Origin of the sequence: Cryobacterium sp. TMT2-14 (assembly GCF_004402465.1) — a bacterium.
GTDB classification, from domain to species: Bacteria; Actinomycetota; Actinomycetes; order Actinomycetales; family Microbacteriaceae; genus Cryobacterium; species Cryobacterium sandaracinum.
This window is the reverse complement of record NZ_SOFV01000021.1, coordinates 1-2,999: the sequence shown is the minus strand read 5'-3', so window position 1 is coordinate 2,999 and position 2,999 is coordinate 1. Positions and strand designations below refer to the sequence as shown.

The following is a 2,999-nucleotide window of genomic DNA, read 5'->3' as shown; positions in this document are numbered from 1 at the left end:
GCAGGCGCTCCCGCCACGGCGGCGCAGGGCGCGGCCCGGCCTCCGCCGTTCCCGGCGCGACGCCCGGCTCCGCGCCCGACGCCGACGCCGTCGCCGGCTCGTCGCCGAGCTCCGCTCGCACCGGGAGATACCGCACCCCGGCGACGGCCGTGGCGAGCACGAGAAGCGCAACCCCGGCCAGGTGCCAGGACACCGGCAACGAAACGAAGGATGCCCCCGCGCCCGCCAGTGCGCCGACCACGGTGCCGAGGCTGAAGCAGGCGTGCATCAGCGGCATCAGCGTCTTGCCGATCGCCCGCTCAACCGCTGCCCCCTCGACGTTCATCATGACGTCGACCGATCCCATCCCGAAACCGACCAGGGCCAGCCCGGCGAAGACCAGCTCGGTGGACCCCAGCAGGCTCGTGCCGACCCCGGCCGTGATGAGCCCGACCGAGGAGATCGCGACGCCGAGCACCACGGCGCGCCGGGCGCCGAGGCGGGCGAGCAGCCCGACCGCCGCCACCAGGCCGATCACCGACCCGGCCGAGAGGCCGAAGATGACAATGCCCACCTGCGCGGTCGAGAGCTCGAGGCCGTCTCGCACGGCCGGGATGCGGGACATCCAGGTGGCCAGTGCGAGTCCGGCAATGAAGAAGAGTGCGAACACGGCGTTCCGCCAGGCGTGCAGCCCGGGCCGGGCGGCTGGGGTGGCGGAGATTCCGAGGTCGCGGGCGGTGTGGGTCACACCCTCCACGTTATCCGAAACGCAATCTGTCGCACGTGGGGGGACTTCAGGGGGTAACAGAACGGGGGTGCCGCACCCCGCCGCACCGCGGTCGCTCTCCGAGATCTGCGCCGAGAGCGGGCTGCCACAGAGCACCGTGCGCCGCCTGCTCGGCGAGCTCGAAGAGTGGGGCGCCGTGCAGCGGGATGCCCGCGGCCGCAACCAGATCGGCCTGCGCCTCTGGGAACTCGGCCAGCACGCGGGGCGGCAGCTGCGCGACGTGGCCCGCCCCCTACCTGCAGGACCTCTCCGGCCTCACCCAGGAGACCGCGCATCTGGCCATCCGCGACGGGGCCGACGTGCTTTACATCGACCGCGTCTACGGCACCCGGCGCGTGCAGCAGGCCCCCCGGGTCGGCGGCCGGCTGCCCATGCACGCCACCGCCATGGGGCGCGCCATCCTGGCATTCGAGGAGGACTGGGTGCAGGACGCCGTGCTCGGCGGCACGCTGATCGCCCGCACCGCCTTCACGAAGACCGACCACGAGCAGCTCCGCCGGGAGATCGAGAAGATCCGCGTGCAGGGGTTCGCGCTCGCCTCGGAGGAGGTTCGCCTCGGCTCCTGCTCCCTGGCGGTTCCGGACTTCCAGGCTGACGGCCGCGTCGTCGGCGGGCTCGGCATCGTGCTGCCGACCAGCCGCGCCCACCAGCTCGAACGCAACCTGCCGATCCTGTTCGGCACGGCCGAGCGCAGCCAGGCCGGAATCGCGCAACTCCCCCCTCGGCGCTGCAGCCCGCCGCCCGCGCCCGCAAACCACCCCGGTGATCGACCCCGTCGCGATCTGAGACCCGATGGATCCGGCAACCGTGTTCGGGCCGAGCGCGACCGCCGCGCAGGGGGACACGGTGCTTGGTTACATCCGGTCGGGCCTGGCGGAGGGTGCCCGCGCCACGACCGGCGGCGACGTGCCCAGCGGGTTCGACCGGGGCTTCTCCGTCACGCCGACCGTGTTCGCCGACGTGACGCCCGGCATGCGGATCGCCCGGGAGGAAGTCTTCGGGCCGGTGCTGTCGATTTTGCGCCTCGACCGCCTCGAGGAGGCCATCGGGATCGCCAACAACACGGATTTCGGCCTCGGAGGAACGGTCTTCTCCGCAGACGAGGATGCCGCCCTCGCGGTGGCTTCGCGGGTGGACACGGGCTCGATCGGGATAAAATTCTTCGCCGCAAACCATGCCGCCCCGTTCGCGGCGCGGCATGGCTCAGGGCTCGGCGTCGAATTCGGCCTGGAGGGTCTGCACGTCTACCTCAAGCCGCAGTCGGTGCACCGCCGCATCCGCTCGTAGCCGGCACGGCGGTGCGCTCAGGATCGCGGCAGGATCAGGGCCGCACCTGCGGGGGCAGGGCGGCGATGATCGGGTGGTCCTTCTGGAACACGCCGGATTTCGCCGCCCCGCCGGGCGAGCCGATGTCGTCGAAGAACTCGACATTGGCCTTGTAGTACTCGGCCCACTTCTCGGGCACGTCGTCCTCGTAGTAGATGGCCTCGACCGGGCAGACCGGCTCGCAGGCGCCGCAGTCGATGCATTCGTCGGGGTGGATGTAGAGCGAGCGCTCACCCTCGTAGATGCAGTCGACCGGGCACTCGTCGACGCAGGCACGGTCCTTCACGTCGACGCAGGGCAGGGCGATCACATAGGTCATCGGCACGCCCCGGTCAGACTCAGCCGAATCGGGGCAACGGGCTGGCTAGATGTTGAATCCAAGAGCGCTCATCATCTCCCGGCCGTCGTCGGTGATCTTGTCGATGCCCCACGGCGGCATCCAGACCCAGTTGATGCGGAACTGGTCGACGATGCCGTCCAGGTTGACGCCGATCTCCTGCTCGAGCACCTCGGTCAACGGGCAGCCGGCCGAGGTCAGGGTCATGTGAATGATCAGGGCATCGTTTTCATCGTCCCAGCCCAGATCGTAGATCAGGCCGAGGTCGACGATGTTGATGCCGAGTTCCGGGTCGATCACATCCTTGAGGGCCTCCTGGACGGCATCGAACCGCGCCGCGCCCAGGATCGATTCCGCCGACTGCAGTGCGGTTGTCCCGAGGCTCATCGGGCGACGTCGGCGCTCTGGAAGCGATCGTAGCCCTCGTCTTCGAGGCGGTCGGCGAGTTCGGGGCCGCCCTGTTCGGCGATGCGGCCGTCGACGAAGACGTGCACGAAGTCCGGCTTGATGTAGCGCAGGATGCGGGTGTAGTGCGTGATCAGCAGCAGACCCAGGCCGGTGTGCTCCTTG

At 70.2% G+C, this 2,999-nt stretch carries 4 protein-coding genes and 1 pseudogene; 1 reads left to right on the top strand and 4 read right to left on the bottom strand.

The window, feature by feature from the left end:
- A partial coding sequence (locus E3O28_RS08095) for an MFS transporter (RefSeq protein WP_134415582.1) occupies positions 1-727 on the bottom strand: 727 nt, incomplete at its 3' end.
- A gap of 831 nt (positions 728-1,558) precedes the next feature.
- Between E3O28_RS08095 and E3O28_RS08085 the strand changes: the two genes are divergently transcribed.
- Entirely contained in the window at positions 1,559-2,053 is a 495-nt protein-coding gene (locus tag E3O28_RS08085; RefSeq protein ID WP_134415581.1) for an aldehyde dehydrogenase family protein, read from the top strand.
- Positions 2,054-2,087: 34 nt separating this feature from the next.
- On the opposite strand, the gene fdxA is transcribed toward E3O28_RS08085, so the two are convergent.
- The 3 genes and pseudogenes from fdxA to sufC form a co-directional block, all read right to left on the bottom strand.
- On the bottom strand, positions 2,088-2,411 hold the full coding sequence (fdxA, locus tag E3O28_RS08080) for a ferredoxin (RefSeq protein ID WP_104100575.1): 324 nt from the start codon (positions 2,409-2,411) through the stop codon (positions 2,088-2,090).
- 45 nt (positions 2,412-2,456) lie between these two features.
- Positions 2,457-2,816, bottom strand: a complete 360-nt coding sequence (locus E3O28_RS08075) for a metal-sulfur cluster assembly factor (RefSeq protein WP_104100574.1) — start codon at positions 2,814-2,816, stop codon at positions 2,457-2,459.
- Positions 2,813-2,999 (bottom strand): annotated as a pseudogene (sufC, locus tag E3O28_RS08070) (Fe-S cluster assembly ATPase SufC); the annotation flags it as partial. The pseudogene sufC and the gene E3O28_RS08075, both read right to left, overlap by 4 nt.

Bases quoted from the DNA above. Each gene is read 5' to 3' on its own strand.
- E3O28_RS08075 (WP_104100574.1), bottom strand. From the start codon at position 2,816: ATGAGCCTCGGGACAACCGCACTGCAGTCGGCGGAATCGATCCTGGGC.
- fdxA (WP_104100575.1), bottom strand. From the start codon at position 2,411: ATGACCTATGTGATCGCCCTGCCCTGCGTCGACGTGAAGGACCGTGCC.
- E3O28_RS08085 (WP_134415581.1), top strand. From the start codon at position 1,559: ATGGATCCGGCAACCGTGTTCGGGCCGAGCGCGACCGCCGCGCAGGGG.